Annotated in this window: 16 protein-coding genes; 9 read left to right on the top strand and 7 right to left on the bottom strand. The window is 48.7% G+C overall.

The features are described 5' to 3' along the window. Positions 1-20 precede the first annotated feature (20 nt). On the top strand, positions 21-386 hold the full coding sequence (locus tag HFD95_RS06960) for a VOC family protein (RefSeq protein WP_029518932.1): 366 nt from the start codon (positions 21-23) through the stop codon (positions 384-386). A 78-nt stretch (positions 387-464) separates the two neighbouring features. Here the strand turns inward: HFD95_RS06960 and HFD95_RS06955 are convergent, their stop codons facing one another. Continuing rightward, positions 465-1067 carry a site-specific integrase gene (locus HFD95_RS06955; protein ID WP_010669698.1) on the bottom strand — a complete coding sequence of 201 codons (603 nt, stop codon included), beginning with the start codon at positions 1065-1067 and terminating at the stop codon, positions 465-467. A 175-nt stretch (positions 1068-1242) separates the two neighbouring features. On the opposite strand from HFD95_RS06955, the gene HFD95_RS06950 reads away from it, so the two are divergent. Beyond that, a complete protein-coding gene (locus tag HFD95_RS06950; RefSeq protein WP_031292560.1) occupies positions 1243-1686 on the top strand; it encodes an NUDIX hydrolase in 444 nt (147 codons plus the stop codon). Positions 1687-1846: 160 nt separating this feature from the next. On the opposite strand, the gene HFD95_RS06945 is transcribed toward HFD95_RS06950, so the two are convergent. After that, positions 1847-2149, bottom strand: a complete 303-nt coding sequence (locus tag HFD95_RS06945) for a putative quinol monooxygenase (RefSeq protein WP_010670690.1) — start codon at positions 2147-2149, stop codon at positions 1847-1849. A 63-nt stretch (positions 2150-2212) separates the two neighbouring features. Beyond that, positions 2213-3229 (bottom strand): NADP-dependent oxidoreductase, encoded by a 1017-nt coding sequence (locus HFD95_RS06940; RefSeq protein WP_167430004.1) that lies wholly within the window; start codon positions 3227-3229, stop codon positions 2213-2215. A gap of 89 nt (positions 3230-3318) precedes the next feature. Between HFD95_RS06940 and HFD95_RS06935 the strand changes: the two genes are divergently transcribed. Beyond that, positions 3319-4230, top strand: coding sequence for a LysR family transcriptional regulator (locus tag HFD95_RS06935; protein ID WP_167430146.1), 912 nt, complete (start codon positions 3319-3321; stop codon positions 4228-4230). 180 nt (positions 4231-4410) lie between these two features. Here HFD95_RS06935 and HFD95_RS06930 read toward each other — a convergent pair whose 3' ends face one another. Further along, positions 4411-5751 carry an MFS transporter gene (locus HFD95_RS06930; RefSeq protein WP_167430003.1) on the bottom strand — a complete coding sequence of 447 codons (1341 nt, stop codon included), beginning with the start codon at positions 5749-5751 and terminating at the stop codon, positions 4411-4413. A gap of 476 nt (positions 5752-6227) precedes the next feature. Between HFD95_RS06930 and HFD95_RS06925 the strand changes: the two genes are divergently transcribed. Next, complete coding sequence (locus HFD95_RS06925; RefSeq protein WP_167430002.1) at positions 6228-6698, top strand: DUF1203 domain-containing protein; 471 nt, start codon at positions 6228-6230, stop codon at positions 6696-6698. A 153-nt stretch (positions 6699-6851) separates the two neighbouring features. Here the strand turns inward: HFD95_RS06925 and HFD95_RS06920 are convergent, their stop codons facing one another. Beyond that, positions 6852-7727 carry a LysR family transcriptional regulator gene (locus HFD95_RS06920; protein WP_061902266.1) on the bottom strand — a complete coding sequence of 292 codons (876 nt, stop codon included), beginning with the start codon at positions 7725-7727 and terminating at the stop codon, positions 6852-6854. Between the two features lie 100 nt (positions 7728-7827). Between HFD95_RS06920 and HFD95_RS06915 the strand changes: the two genes are divergently transcribed. Then, entirely contained in the window at positions 7828-8802 is a 975-nt protein-coding gene (locus tag HFD95_RS06915; protein ID WP_167430001.1) for a nitrilase family protein, read from the top strand. Positions 8803-9292: 490 nt separating this feature from the next. Here HFD95_RS06915 and HFD95_RS06910 read toward each other — a convergent pair whose 3' ends face one another. Further along, the gene (locus HFD95_RS06910; protein ID WP_122890074.1) at positions 9293-9766 is read right to left on the bottom strand and encodes an Lrp/AsnC family transcriptional regulator; all 474 of its coding nucleotides are present in this window, start codon (positions 9764-9766) and stop codon (positions 9293-9295) included. 472 nt (positions 9767-10238) lie between these two features. Here HFD95_RS06910 and HFD95_RS06905 point away from each other — a divergent pair, with 472 nt between their 5' ends. Together HFD95_RS06905 and HFD95_RS06900 are read left to right on the top strand one after the other, a co-directional pair. Beyond that, a complete protein-coding gene (locus HFD95_RS06905; RefSeq protein ID WP_060678999.1) occupies positions 10239-10865 on the top strand; it encodes a LysE family translocator in 627 nt (208 codons plus the stop codon). 433 nt (positions 10866-11298) lie between these two features. Continuing rightward, complete coding sequence (locus HFD95_RS06900) at positions 11299-12099, top strand: SDR family oxidoreductase (RefSeq protein WP_122890073.1); 801 nt, start codon at positions 11299-11301, stop codon at positions 12097-12099. 180 nt (positions 12100-12279) lie between these two features. On the opposite strand, the gene HFD95_RS06895 is transcribed toward HFD95_RS06900, so the two are convergent. Then, a complete protein-coding gene (locus HFD95_RS06895) occupies positions 12280-12828 on the bottom strand; it encodes a TetR/AcrR family transcriptional regulator (RefSeq protein ID WP_061902267.1) in 549 nt (182 codons plus the stop codon). 127 nt (positions 12829-12955) lie between these two features. On the opposite strand from HFD95_RS06895, the gene HFD95_RS06890 reads away from it, so the two are divergent. Beyond that, on the top strand, positions 12956-14044 hold the full coding sequence (locus tag HFD95_RS06890) for an alkene reductase (RefSeq protein WP_167430000.1): 1089 nt from the start codon (positions 12956-12958) through the stop codon (positions 14042-14044). Positions 14045-14119: 75 nt separating this feature from the next. Then, the gene (locus tag HFD95_RS06885; protein ID WP_167429999.1) at positions 14120-14902 is read left to right on the top strand and encodes an SDR family oxidoreductase; all 783 of its coding nucleotides are present in this window, start codon (positions 14120-14122) and stop codon (positions 14900-14902) included. Positions 14903-15045: the final 143 nt, after the last annotated feature.

The raw sequence follows: 15045 nt of genomic DNA, 5'->3' as shown, positions 1-15045 counted from the left end.
CTTTTTGGCGTGAGAGACTCATGATACCTAACCTGATCATTCTTTATGTTGATAATCCGATTGTCAGCAGTGGTTTTTACCAGAAGCTATTCAATACAGAACCAGACGTGATGCTTCCGACGTGGGTGGCTTTTTCCTTTAATAACGGCCTGAACCTTGGACTATGGTCAACGACAGCGAGTGACTTTATATCCTGCGGTGTAGGTAGCCGAACTGAATTGAGTTTTATGGTGAAAGATATTCAAGAGGTTGATGTGCTTTATCAGCAATGGTCAGAGAGCGGTGTGCAGATAGAACAGGAGCCCAAACATGCTGTTTTTGGCAAGACGTTCGTTGCGCTTGATCCTGACGGGCACCGTATCCGGGTATGTATTCCGGACGAATAAGTTAAAACGCTTACCTACCCATTTTTGAACCTGACGCATCCGCTTCTGGCACAGGGCTGCTGTTGCAGCCCTCACAGGCTAGACTTCAATTGACTCCGATATTTCCAGAGCATCATCTACCTCAATGCCAAGGTAACGTACTGTGCTTTCGAGTTTTTTGTGCCCCAAAAGTAACTGGATTACCCGAAGGTTCTTCGTTTTTTTATAGATAAGATATGGCTTGGTTCTGCGCATTGAGTGCGTACTGTAGAGCGTCTCATCAAGACCCAGCTTCCCAATCCATCCATGAAAAATACGGTTATATTGTCTGGTTGAGATGTGTCTTGAAGAACCAACGCGGGACTGGAAGAGATAGTCGCTATTACTTAGTTGAGCCATTTTGATCCACGCGGCTACAGCCTCTCTGGTTCCCTTAGTCAGTTCAAACTGAACAGGGCTGCCCGTTTTCTGCTGCAGCACTGTCGATCTGCCCGAAACAGAGTGCCCATAGGCTATATCAGAAACTTTTAGCTTAACCAAATCACAGCCCCGAAGTTTACTATCCAGAGCCATGTTAAAAAGAGCCAGATCACGAACTTTTCCTTCCAGCTCAAGACGGATACGAATTCCCCAGATATGAGAGATCTGAAGAGGCCGTTTCTGGCCGATAATGCGGCTTTTGTTCCAGGGGGATGTTGTCATGTTCAATCTCCATTGGGTCAGGAGATGTGATTATGAGTGTCCCGTATGAGCGAGGAGCGGACGTTGTGTAAGATTAAAGCTGTAAGAAAATACAGACCTATAGGCCGATTCAGGCTGCAATTTATGTTTATATAAATATCAAGAATTAGTATTTAAGCTTTTTTAAGGGGGGTACGTGCGCATTCGACCATCATCTCGACTGATCATTGTTTCGCCTGATAATCGCGTCCTGCTCTTTAGGTTCTGTCATAAAGATGGAGCTCTGAGAGGAAAAACATACTGGGCAACACCGGGTGGAGGGCTTGAAAAAAATGAATCTTTTGAGCAGGCCGCTATACGCGAATTATTTGAAGAAACGGGTTTGATAAGGACATTAACAGGACCACAGATAGCGTCCCAAAACTTCACAATGATGCTACCCAGTGGGGAGACTGTACTTGCTGAAGAGCGTTTCTTTATGATTGATGCAAATACAGTTGAGCTCGACCGCTCAGGGTGGAGTAGCAATGAACAGGAAGTCATACGCGATTATCATTGGTGGACAATTGAAGAGCTCATACACACCAATGAGACAATTTTTCCACGCGATTTAATCATTAACATACTTGAAAGGGAGTAAGCCGGACCTTCAACATTAACTGCAACATGATACCCTGAACGTCCGCTTCTGGCACAAAGCGGACCATCGTCCAGGCTTATGCCTGCTATGAGCGAAGAGCGATTACTCACAGATCCGAGGCTTGATAATAAAGCACTCTCGATTTTAATAAGATTTTTATTTACCCATCCATAAGCCCTCTCTCGTTACAGGCGTCATATTTGAAGAGTTCCCCCTTCATTTTTCCCTGCCATCGGTTGATAAACTCTACCGTGTCGGTTTTTATAAGATGGGCATTGAGCGCGTCCTGATCCACCCATCGTTCTGATATAAGCAAACTTCCGGTCTGATAGTCCTCCACGGCAGCTTTATATGAAATGTTTCCATCACGTTGTCGAACGGCATTTGCCAATAAGTTAAGTTCTCCCATAAATTTTTCCAGGACAGAAGGATCAATGTACATATAACCGGAAATGATAAGCATCTTATTTTTCCTTTAACTGACTACTATTCGCCCTCAGAAAATGGCTGATCAGGGATGGGGTAATCAGAAGTTAGTCAGCACAATTTTGCCCTGGATACTTCCTGACGAAGCGCGCTGATGTGCGGCTGATGCCATGGCTAACGGATAGGTGCTGTCAATCACGACGTTGATAATGCCTTTTTCCAGTAAAAGCCCCGCTTCGGATAGCTGCAGACCACTTGAACGCACTTGCGTTGTTGACACAGTAATCCCTTTTTGAGCGGCCTCAGTCTGCCCGGTAAAACTCAAAGGATTCACCAGAAATAGTGCTCCGCCCTGTCTGATGCAGCTTAAAAAGCGCTCTATATGCTTTCCGCCAACAGCATCAATAACCAGATCGACGTCTTTCACTACATTCTCAGCGGCTACTTTGGTGTAGTCGATAAAATCATCTGCGCCCAGTTCGCGCATAAGCACTTCATGACGGGAAGAAGCGACGGCAATGACTCTCGCACCTTTCCACTTCGCGATCTGAACAGCAATGTGCCCTACGCCTCCTCCTGCACCGTTAACCAACACCGTCCGGCCTTCAAGCAGAACCGGTTTATGGTTGAAAGATTGAAACGGATTAGGCGCATCATGGCCGACGTCGACAAGAAATTGCCACGCGGTGAGCAGTGACATCGGGGCACCCGCTGCCTGGATATGGTCTATTCCCTGAGGTTTTAACGCCACCTCTGATGCAGGAACGCTTACATAGTCGGCATAAGCTCCACTACCGGCCATTACCCCATCAGGAAAACGCACCATTGAATAGACTTCATCTCCGGTGCTGAATGCGGAAACATTTTCGCCCACGGCTTCTATAACACCTGAAACATCCGTTCCCAGGATTAAGGGAAAGTGGGGTTCGGGCCGCCACTCAGCCGGAAGCGCCCGATAACCATCACGCAGATACAAGTCTGGTGGGTTCAGACTTGCGGCATGCACGCGCACAACGACTTCGTCAGCCCCGATAGTTGGGCGGCGTGCATCTTCATACCTGAGATTCTCCGGGCCACCAAACGCATGTAGCTGTACTGCTTTCATCATTTCAGTCATGGCAATTTCACTCCAACACAGATTCAGGTGCCAGAATATGACCAATTGTGATGATTGATAATGGGGCTGGATTTCGCTTTAATATTGCCATGAAGGAACAAATAATCTTTGAAAGACTGACAGGTCTGATTGCATTCGCTCGTGCGGGATCGCTCGGCAGCTTTACCGCTGCCGCTCGCTCGCTGGCAGTATCCCCTTCCGCGATAAGTAAAAGTATCCAGAGACTGGAGCAGCGTCTTGGCATCACATTGTTCACCCGAACCACCCGTTCGCTGGTGCTGACTGCTGAGGGTCGTGAACTGCACGAGCGCACGCTGCAGTTATTACTCGATGCTGAGGAGCTTGAGCAGGTCGCCATGCGATCGCGAGAGGAGCCAGCGGGAACATTACGCATTGCGGCATCGTTTCCGATTGGTGTTCATGTGATCGCGCCTCTCCTTCCGCAATTCTGTGCACTTCATCCTAAAGTGACAATCGACTTAAAGCTGAGTGATCGCATAATAAGCATTGTTGACGAGAGTATTGATATAGCCATTCGGATCGGCGACCTCGCAGATTCAAATCTTCTGTCGCGTCGCCTGTCGCCCTATCAGATAGGTTGTTATGCTTCGCCAGATTATTTGACCCGATGCCCGGAACCCGAACACCCCCATGATCTTATCGGGCATAAAACGGTTAATTTGCGATATCAAAATACGGGGCAGATTTTTCGCTGGCCGTTCCGGGTTGGCGAGCGGGAGATTGAAATTGTGCCATCATCTGCTGTCATCGTCGATGCAAGCGAGGCCGTTATCGCGGCTGTGGCGGCCGGTGCCGGAATAGGCATGGTGTCGAGTTTTATGGCTGCTTCCTGGGTTAAGCGCGGGGAGTTAGTGCCCCTTCTCACTGATTTTTCAGTAGAGCGGCATAATATTTCTGCGGTATGGCATGCGAGCCGGCGTTCAAATCCTGCTGTACGCGCCTTTATTGATCTCATGCTTAACAGTTCTGAACGCTCTTAAACTGGGTATTGTCAGTAAATCCCCAAAGGTAAGTTCTTTCCGAATCTGACACATAACAGACATCAACAACCAGCGGACTGATTCAGGTAATGACAGGATGTGGAATGTTTATATGGCAGAGATAAAGCCGGAAGAACCCGCCTGCAGAGGCGCTGCTAAGCGTCTGCAGGCTGGATTACTTTATTTACTGACTGACGAAGCGCTATTTTCAACGTCGATGGTTAACACTTTTTTGCGGCCCATGACCAGCACGGCAATGCCCCCGATACCACAGAGGATAGCCAGTGGCACCATAGCCAGCGTATGGCTGCCGGTCGCCTGATTGATAATGCCATAAACGTTGACCATCACCCCACCGCCGATCAGATTCGCCATCGCACCGATAGCCGCCAGACCCGCGGCAGCGGTAGTCGATGACATCCATCCCGATGCCAGCGCCCAGAAAGGTCCTTTCATTGAGTAGGCTCCGATTAATACCAGCGACAGGATCACCACACTGCCGGTCAGACTATTGGTGATAAAGGCTGACAGCAGGCCACCTGCAATTAAGAACAGCGTTAACGCGGTGTGCCAGCGACGCTCGCCGCTGCGGTCAGAACTTCTCCCCCAGATAATCATCAGAATGGAGGCCAGGCCGTAGGGAATCGCATTGACTAAACCGGTGGTGAAGTTATCCAGTCCAAACGATGTAAGCAGTTGCGGAGACCACACGCTCAGCGTTGAGCCCGCCGCAGACGCGCCTGCATAAATCAGCGCCATCACCCAGATATGTTTGTGACGCAGCAACTGCCACAAAGAGATATGACCTATCGCCTTCTTCTTCGCATTTTCGGCTTCGAGAGTGCTGTTCAGCCACGCTTTTTGTTCCTGATTTAACCAGCTGGCATTCGTGGGACGATTGCTCAGTAAAAAGAAGGCTGCAATTCCCAGAATGACCGCCGGAATACCTTCCAGGATAAATAACCAGTGCCAGCCACGCATACCGTACCAGCCATCCAGTGACAAAATCAGACCAGAAATGGGCGATCCAATAAAGTTCGCCGCAGGAATGGCCACCATAAAGGTAGCAATCACGCGTGCACGGTACTTTCCGGGGATCCAGTAAGTCAGATAAAGAATGACGCCAGGGAAAAATCCGGCCTCAGCGGCACCCAGTAAAAAGCGCAATATATAGAGTGTATTGGCACTTTCAACAAAGGCGGTACAGACAGAGATGATACCCCACGACACCATGATGCGAGAGATCCAAATCTTTGCGCCAATTTTCTGCATGGCCAGATTGCTGGGCACTTCAAACAGGAAGTAACCGACAAAAAACAGACTACTCGCAAAACCAAATACCGCTTTCGACAATCCTAAATCTGCGTTCATCTGCAACGAAGCCATCCCAATGTTGCCGCGATCAATAATGGCAATCAGATAACAAACAATCAGAAAGGGCAAAATGCGCCAGACCACCTTCTTAACGGTCTGCTGCTCAATATCGGCAGAGAAAGTCGGGATGTGCTGTTTTTCAGACATGATGATCCTCACAATTTTGTCATCGCTTTACGTGCAATCCGCAAAGCGCTTTGTTTTACTCTGTAAAACTGCTATGTACTGAGTAAAACCATTATCACGATAAAAATTCTTTCCCGCCGGAAGATGTAATGAGGTTGTGTTATTTGTCACAAAAAAGTATTCATCAACCTTAGTTTATGTGACGAGTATGTCGTTAACGGGTGGAGTTCAGCGATCTTTTTAATGAAGTGACGACAGGAGAACGGGAAAGAGTGAGAGGGAACAGAGTAATTTGAGCGCCGCTGTCGGGAAGTGAGGCCTTAGCACTTGTGTGAAGGTATCAGCCAGCGTCTGAGAGTTTGCAGCTGATGAAGCACTCGCCTGCCACTGTCGGACGGCCACATCATAAAATTCCCTGACCGATAACGGCGAGTTTCTCCTCACAGTATTCGATAACGTCATTATTCGCGGTGTTACGGTGAAAAGAGAGGGATGCTATGAAATACCAAATTACTGGCCTGAAAGCCGGGCAATTTGCTCATCTTTTTGGACAGAGCGATGAATATCTGAGAAAACACCATGCAGTCCGACAAACGGTAGAGTGCTATCCGGGTTATCCCGACAGAATCTCATTGTGCGATATCCCCGTTGGAGAAAGCGCCCTCCTGATTAATCACATCTATCAGCCTGCCGACACGCCCTATTTTGGTACTCATGCAATCTATATATGGGAGGGATGCACCCGGCAAGGCATTTACATCAATGAATTACCTGAAGTCCTGCTAAGCAGAACGCTGTCATTAAGGGCCTATGACGGAAAGCATTTTTTAAAAGAGGCGGATATAGCTGAGGGGAAACTTGCTGAAAAGCTCATCGGCCATTTTTTTGCCGATCCGCAGATTAGTTATATCCAGATACATAATGCGAAACGGGGGTGCTATTCCTGCTGTGCAGAACGTTTTGAATGACGGTTTGTATTGAGAAGCCCTATCCGCAACAGGAAATTATTCGTCTCCAGGGTCGCTTTCGTATCATGACCCTGTTCTGAAGAGGGTACTAAGAATTATGTCAGTAATCCTGCCCTATCCAATATGGCAAAAGGAGTACCTGTTTCTGGAGGGTCAGACGTCATGAAGCGCGATGCCCTTTTTAATACTGGCAATAAAATTATCACGGATTATATCCTCGTGGTTCGCGTTCCAGGCAATGCCAACTTTCCAGCTTATTGACTCACCTGTTAACGGAATAATAACCAGCTCCGGCGGTGCAATATGCATAACACTGTATGGCACAAGGGCAACACCCGTGCCCGCGATGACCAGCGCGACAATAGTTTGTATATCATCACTCAATTGAGTGGATGATATGAAAAGCGCGTTGTCATGAAGAAAGCGATCAATTTGCGCATTTAAACCCCGTCCTCGCTCGGCATGAAGTCGCAACAGAGGGCGTTTCTTCAGCCAGTCATCAGCAGGCAATGACGGTGAACTTGCAGGCGCAATCAAAACCAATCGATCGGTAAACAATGGCAGGTAATCCAGCGCTACGGGAGGCGGAACTCTGACAAAACCGATCTGGAGCTCATCATTTTGCAAAAGTTCGTACTGCTGGAAGGAAGGAAGATCCGTCAATGACATCTCTATCCCCGGACACTCCCGACGAAATTCTGCCATACAGCGTGGTGCAAGATAAAAACTTGAGAGACCGAACCCCACGGCTAAATGCCCTTCAATCCCTTTTGAAACCCGCTCTGCATGATGCATAAATAATCGGGATTGCCTGACCACTTTTTCAGCCTCTGGCAGCAGACGCCTGCCACCGCCCGTGAGTGTGGCTCCATGACGCCCCCGCGTAAAAAGTGACGTTTCCACCAGGGACTCAAGGAGATTAATCTGCTTGGTCAATGCAGGTTGCGAAATAAACAACGCCCGTGCCGCGTCGGCATAATTTCTTTTTTCAGCCAGCATCAAAAAGGCCTTAAGCAAGCGGATGTTCATTTTTACATTCCAAAAGGTTATCGAAACCGGAAATTTTTTGATTATACAGTTATCAGCAATGGTTATGTAATTCAGTTTCGATTACTACCGGAGAAGTACTATGAGCAACCATCCATCCTTAAAAGCTGCCACCGTGCAATTTCAGCATCAGGCAAATAACAAAAATTATAATCTGCTGATAATGGAGAAATTTATTGAACAGGCAGCGATTGAGCAGGTAAACATCCTCACTTTCCCGGAAATGTGTATTACTGGCTACTGGCATGTACCCAAACTCAACTCGGCTGAGGTAGCTGCTCTCGCCGAGCCGATCGAGGGGAGTCCTTCCCTTACATTGATTCGTTCCCTGGCGATGAAACATCAAATGCTGATTGGCGCCGGGCTTATCGAAAGAGCCGATGATGGCCGCCTCTATAATGCGTATGTTGCCTGTATGCCCGACGGCTCAATGCACACTCATCGCAAACTCCACGCTTTTGAACATGCGTCAATCAGCAGCGGTGACCGCTTTACCGTTTTTGAAACGCCCTGGGGAGTAAAAGTAGGTATCCTCATTTGCTGGGACAATAATCTGGTAGAAAATGTGCGTGCAACGGCATTGCTGGGTGCAGATATTCTTCTCGCGCCACATCAGACAGGCGGTACCGATTCCCGCAGTCCTTATGCGATGAAACCCATTCCGATGACGCTCTGGGCGGAGCGGGAAACGCGAAGGGAGGAAATTACTGCTGCATTCAAAGGGGCAAATGGTCGGGAATGGCTGATGAGATGGCTTCCCGCTCGTGCGCATGACAACGGATTATTTATTCTCTTCAGTAACGGCGTAGGTGCAGATGATGATGAGGTGCGCACAGGTAATGCAATGATCCTGGATCCTTATGGAAGAATCATTAATGAAACCTGGTCAGCGGAAGATTTTATGGTGAGCGCTGACCTTGATTTGAGTCTGCTTGCAATGAGTACCGGACGTCGCTGGATCCATGGTCGCCGTCCTGATTTATACCATATTCTGACACAACCGCAGGGCTACGAACGTGATGCGATTAGCGCCCGATTTTCTGATGAGACGCCTTAAATAGGCTCGGCGACTGAAATCATCCAGTCGCGAGAAAGAATGTCAGGGCGCGGCATCGTGAAAACCCCGCCCTGACATTAAAGCTTAAACTACGCCGGCAAATCCCGGTACAACGGTTATCGTCACGGTAAAGCATGGACTTTATGGCTGGAGGAAGATTGATGGCATAATTTCATGTAAATAAGCGTCTCTTTTAAGCTGACAGAGCCTGAAGATAAGCTATGAATTAAAGTTTAAGCTGCTGGCTGCTCCGGTTTGAAAGGCACTATTGGTCGTTATCAACAATCAAGTCATCACAAATACTCGTGTTGTTAAAGCAGAAAAATGAGGAGAGTCAGCACGCTCGCTAACGCTATGCCACTATTAACTTGTGTAAGATCATGCCGGATATCAGTTTTGTGCTCTGAATAACGCAGGTAGCATTCCTGATCATTAAATCCGCTCTATGCGGAATTGATAATCAGTCACTGGGCATCACGGCAGCGATAAACTACTCAGAGATTTTCTTAATAGGATAACTAACGAGTGGTTTGATCTCTTTAAGCACAAACATACTCTGCATTTCTTTAATTCCTGGCAATCTGCGTACCACTGACATTGCAAAATCAGCATAGGAGTCCAGATCTGAAGCCACAACCTGTAGCAGAAAGTCAGCATCCCCACCGATGCTATAACAGGCAACCACATCCTCCAGGGCAGTCACTTCCTCTTCAAATTTTCTGGCCTCCGCTTCGCTATGGCTGTCAATGACGACCCGAATGAAAACCATTACTCCCAGCCCAATTTTCTTGCGGTCAATAACAGCACGATAGCCCTGAATCACTTTATCTTCCTCGAGCTTACGAACTTTGCGCCAGCAGGGAGATGCTGAAATATTTATCTTCTCCGCCAGTACCTGGTTAGTTACCCGGGCATCGTCCTGTAAAATTTCGAGAATTTTCATATCTGTCGAGCTAAGCGCCATAAGGGGAAATTCCTTTCTTTGTGGAAGCAGTTTAAGGTTACTTTTACCTAAAAACAGGCATTAAGTAAATAATACAGGTAACAATTTTCCGCTTTCCTGCTGCATAATATATTTACTTTTCCAGGTTGTTATTACAAACAATATAAGGGAAAACTGAACCCTGACTTAATGCATATGATTCAATTTAATTTAAAGAATACAGGGAGCTGATCATCTCTTGAAGAGAGGATCGGATAGAGCACTGCGCGCACATGAAAATTAAACTTGTCATCTGCGTAGTTAAATTAATGCAGCAATATCCGCTTTGGAATAATCTAACCTCCACTTTCAACGTTAAACCAACTGATAAAAAGGATGCATATCTTTAACCCTTAATTAAGATTTTTATATGACAACCATCGCTCAGAACCAGGCATTTTTGAACAACTAACTCTGTTCCCTTTTACCGAAGTGCATTTCAACAGGAATAACTATGTCAGGAACTACTGAAATACTATCTTATATTGCTGCACTCGGTTTAGCTGCTGCAATTCCGGGTCCGGGGATGACTGCATTAGTCGCTCGCAGCGTGAGTGGGGGCGCAATAACAGGCTTTACGATGCTGGCCGGTCTCATTCTCGGAGATTTGATTTATTTATCTGTGGCGGTATTTGGTCTGGCGGTGATCGCTCATACCTTTACCTCTCTCTTTACGCTGATTAACTGGGCTGCCTCACTCTTTTTATGCCTGCTGGCATGGCAGTTCTGGTGCCACCAGCCTCAGGCAATAAATATCGATCAAAAAGCGACAAAACGAGAACTGGCATCAGCCTGGTTTTCAGGACTGACCATAACGCTGGGAAACCCTAAAACCATCGCTTTCTATCTGGCTATACTGCCTCTGGTTATCTCTCTCGATAATGTATCTTTTCAGATGTGGGGAGGACTGCTGGTTCCGCTTACCGTGTTAGTCCTTTTAAGTGTGGGAGCCGTTTTTATTTTTGCAGCCCTCAGGATACGCCACCTCCTGACCAGTGCTAAAGCGCAACGACTCCTTTTCCGTTCAGCCGGTACCATCATGATGCTGGCCGCGGCTGGAATGGTGGTAAAGACTCTTTAGCGTTCATTACCACCTCCTCTGCCTCAGGAAAAGGGGGCCGGTCTCGTGGTCTTGATAGAAAATGATCAAGCTCTGGCCTGTTTATCAGGCAATAAGCAATAAATAGTAAAAGTGATTCCAGCCAGAAAAGCCTGAGCGCCAAAAGCAGCTATCTTCTGATAGCTGCTTTTTTGCCTTTCAGATATCCCATTTTTTACTGCTTATGTTCCTGCTTCAACGTTTCCTGACTATCCACCAGGACCGCATTAGCGGCTAACCCTGTACTTCACATCTATAATTCAGTGACTCAGGCCCATGCGCCCGATCCGGCTAGCCGATTAATCAGTTTGGGGGTGGCTGGACATCGTAGTGTCAGCGATACATCGATATTCACTCCCCTGATGATGCCGGCCGGGTTTAAGACGCTCATCATTTACAGAAATAAGGATGCCTTATGATCTTTTCTCTCAAAAATCAGGTTGCGCTGGTTACCGGTGCCAGCTCGGGTCTCGGCTATGCCTGCGCAGAAGCACTCGCTAAAGAAGGTGCCTGTGTAGTGATTAACTACCATAGCCAGGCGGAACCGGCCGGGGAGCTGGCTGAGAAAATCCGCGCCGATGGAGGCCGTGCAATTGCTGTCAAAGGTGACGTGTCTAAAGAGGCGGATGTAGAGAATCTTTTTGACCAGACAATCAGGGAATTTGGCAGGCTGGATATCCTGGTGGCGAACTCAGGACTGCAGAAAGATGCCCCGTCCATTGAGATGACGCTAGAGGACTGGAATACCGTTCTGGACGTGAACCTGACTGGCCAGTTCCTCTGCGCGCGTGCTGCGCTGCGTCAGTTCAAGCGTCAGGAGCATCGCAAGGACATCAGCAAAGCTGTTGGTAAGATTATTCATATGAGCTCGGTTCATCAGCTCATTCCCTGGGCCGGACACGTCAACTATGCCGCATCAAAAGGCGGCGTTGACATGCTGATGAAAAGTCTGGCTCAGGAAGTGGGTGAAGAACGTATTCGTGTCAATGCAGTGGCACCCGGCGCTATCGCTACCGCCATCAACGAGGAAAGTACCCAGGGTGAAGCTGGCAAAGCGCTGTTAAAGCTCATCCCTTACGGGCGTATCGGTGCGGCTGAAGATGTGGCGAATGCCGTCGTCTGGCTTGCCAGTGATCTCTCTGATTACGTTCATGGCACCACGCTTTTTATCGATGGTGGAATGAGCCTTTATCCCGGATTCCGCGACAACGGCTGAGTGATGCGTCACTGTCCCAGGTGGATGGCCGACTGATCGATAGCCCGTTGATGGGAATAGTATCCGGAACGGGAAGTCCGGATTACGCATTCCCGCCGTTCATAACAAAACGCCAGCGGGCTGGTGCGTTCAGTCCAGGCCGCAACGATTTTAGTAAGGTTGAACGGGAAGAGCTTCGATTCAATCTTTACAGGCATCCGGGCTGATCAGACGCGTACGGCAGACCTCCAGAATTTCATCAGCAAGCCCGGAATTATCCGGGCAGGCACGCGAAAGCATCAGTGCACCCACAAGATGCGCGAGCGTATTGATCAGATCCGCACGCGTGACCTGTTCCGTTTCTAAAACGGCAAGCTGTCGTTCAATTCCGGCCGCAAAGGTCTCGCGGATGGATTCAGACTGGCGCGCTGCATCGGTGCCCAAAGCCGACATGACACACCCCTTTGCCATATCATCGCGATGCTGCCGGGAAAGGTAATATTCAACGAACTTTTCCCGACTCACACCCTGAGTTTTTTCCGCCGATTGCGCGAAGCCGCAGCTCATCGCTTCGGCTAACAAATCGGCTTTCGACCCAAAGTGCTTATAGAACCCGCCATGCGTTAACCCTGCGGCTGACATCAGTTCAGCGACGCCTACCCCATCGTAACCCCGCTCACGGAAAAGTTCTGACGCCGTTTCAACGATTCGGTTCCTGTTTTCGCGAACCTGCTCTTTTGACACTTTCATCTTTTCCTCCTGAAACTGAGCTTAAGTATACATTGATGATGATCATAATCAAACCAGTTGACTTTAATGATTACGATCATCATCATTAAATCAGTTTACTGACCCGCTAATCCGCAAAGGAATAACCATGACGAATCAATCCTTATTTCAGCCCTATGAACTGGGATCTGTCACGCTTGCGAATCGCATCGTGATGGCCCCGCTGACGCGTAACCGGGCAGGCGCAGGCCTGGTGCCAGGTGAACTGGCAGCGACTTACTACGCTCAGCGTGCCACAGCAGGGTTACTGATTACCGAAGCTACGCAGATTTCAGCAGAGGCGCAGGGCTATCAGGATACGCCGGGGATCTACACGCAGGCCCAGATTGAGGGCTGGCGTAAAGTCACAGATGCGGTACATGACAAAGGCGGACGGATATTTGTGCAGTTGTGGCACACAGGTCGAATTTCACATGTCGATTTACAGCCAGAAGGAGCCGCACCAGGCGCGCCGTCAGCTATCCGTGCTGAAACCAAAACCTTCGTGAACAACCATTTTGTTGATGTTTCAGAACCCAGAGCGCTTGAGCTGAAGGAAATAAAAGGCATTGTTGCCGATTTCAGAAAGGCATCAGCCAATGCCATTACCGCAGGCTTTGATGGCGTAGAGATACACGGTGCGAATGGCTATCTGCTTGAGCAGTTCCTGAAAGATGGTGCCAATCAGCGCACCGATGAATATGGCGGTTCAGTAGAGAATCGTGCGCGCCTACTACTAGAGGTCGTGGAGGCCGTGAAAGATGAGATCGGCGCAGCGCGGACGGGCGTTCGCATCTCACCGGTCTCACCTGCTAATGCGATTTCATGCAGCGATCCGCAGCCACAATATGACTACCTGGCAGAGCAACTTGATGCTTCAGGTATCGTTTATCTGCATGTCGTTGAAGGCGCGACGGGAGGTCCCCGTGATGTCTCACCGTTCGATTACGCTTCACTGCGTCGCCGCTTTAAAAACACCTACATCGGTAACAATGGCTATGACCTGGCGCTGGCGTCTGACCATCTTGCACAGGACAAAGCCGATTTGTTCGCGTTCGGTCGCCCCTTCATTTCTAACCCCGATTTTGTCGAAAGACTTAAGTCGGGAGCACCTCTGGCCCCGCTTAATCCTGAAACACTGTATGGCGGTGGTGCGGAGGGCTACACAGACTATCCATCGCTTAGCGGTAACAGTTAATCACTCTTCAGGTATCACGGTTAACCCTATATCGCTAACGGCGATTTTTATCAAACAAATGAAGAAGATAAAACTATGACTCGTACTTCAGTCCTCATTACAGGCGCATCAACGGGTATTGGTGCTGTTTACGCTGAGCGCTTTGCACGTCGTGGACATGACCTGGTTCTGGTTGCTCGCGACAAATTGAAATTAGAGGCGCTTGCTGAACGGCTGCGTCAGGAAAATCATATTTCCGTCGATGTGCTGCCTGCCGACCTCATGCTGGCGAGTGATTTAGCTGCTGTTGAAGCACGCCTCCGGGAAGACACGCGGATAGGTATTCTTATCAATAACGCAGGTATCGCTCAGTCCGGCACGTTTACCGAGCAGACGCCTGATTCCATTGAGCGCCTTATCGCGCTTAACGTCACTGCCCTGACGAGACTGGCCACTGCTGCAGCACGCCGGTTCGCAGAAGCCGGAGAAGGTTCGATCGTCAATATCAGTTCCGTAGTCGGACTCGCCCCGGAATTTGCAATGACGGTTTACGGCGCAACAAAAGCCTTTGTTCTTTTCCTCTCTCAGGGAATGAACGTTGAGCTCTCTTCAAAAGGCATTTATATCCAGGCGGTGCTCCCTGCAGGTACGTACACCGAAATCTGGGATCGTGCCGGTATCGACATTAGTAACGCCTCAAAAATGATGGAAGTGGGCGAACTGGTTGACGCCGCTCTAGCGGGTTTTGACCGCCGCGAACACGTGACGATTCCGCCATTACACAAAGCTGAGCGCTGGGATGTTCTTGATGCCTCCCGTCAGGGTCTGCTCTCGGACATCCGACAGGAAGAGGCCGCAGAGCGATACAAAACCCTTTAGCTAAGCCCTGCTCAGCAGAACCTTTTACAGGGTTCTGCTGAACGGTAAATCGACCATGAATCTCTTAATGGTGGCATAAGCATATTAACCGGCAAAACCTTATTCCATTATTTATTACGTTGCTCGCGGAGCCGTTTTTTCGC

The sequence above is a fragment of the Pantoea sp. EKM10T genome (assembly GCF_011800685.1).
GTDB classification, from domain to species: domain Bacteria; phylum Pseudomonadota; class Gammaproteobacteria; order Enterobacterales; family Enterobacteriaceae; genus Pantoea; species Pantoea agglomerans.
This window is presented reverse-complemented; position numbering and strand designations above follow the sequence as displayed.